At 59.3% G+C, this 381-nt stretch carries 1 protein-coding gene; it reads left to right on the top strand.

What is annotated here, in order from left to right; translation table 11 throughout:
• Nucleotides 1–381: ABC transporter permease subunit (locus EOA22_RS37520; RefSeq protein WP_164756381.1), on the top strand; the 381-nt coding region annotated here is incomplete at both ends.

Raw genomic sequence — 381 nt, 5'->3', positions numbered from 1 at the left:
GATCTACGGTGCGCGCAACACCATCGCTATCGCGGTCGCGACCACGTTGCTGTCCTTCGCGGTCGGCGTCTCGCTCGGCCTTCTTGCCGCATTGTACAGGGGGTGGCTCGACCAGATCTTGTCACGTGCGGTGGACGTGCTGATGTCAATCCCGAGTCTGATCTTCGCGCTGGTGCTGCTGACGATCTTCGGCTCTTCGATCACGAGCCTGATTGTCATCATTGCGCTTCTCGATTCCACCCGGGTCTTTCGGCTTTCTCGCGCCGTCGGGCTTAACGTGGCGGTGATGGAATATGTCGAGGTGGCACGATTACGCGGCGAGGGACCAAAATGGATCATCGCCAAGGAAATTCTTCCCAATGTCATGCCGCCCATGGGCGC

It is taken from the genome of Mesorhizobium sp. M7A.F.Ca.US.014.04.1.1 (assembly GCF_003998745.1).
Lineage (GTDB): Bacteria > Pseudomonadota > Alphaproteobacteria > Rhizobiales > Rhizobiaceae > Mesorhizobium > Mesorhizobium ciceri.
Note: the sequence above shows the minus strand (reverse complement) of the source record. Positions and strands in the feature narration are given on the sequence as shown.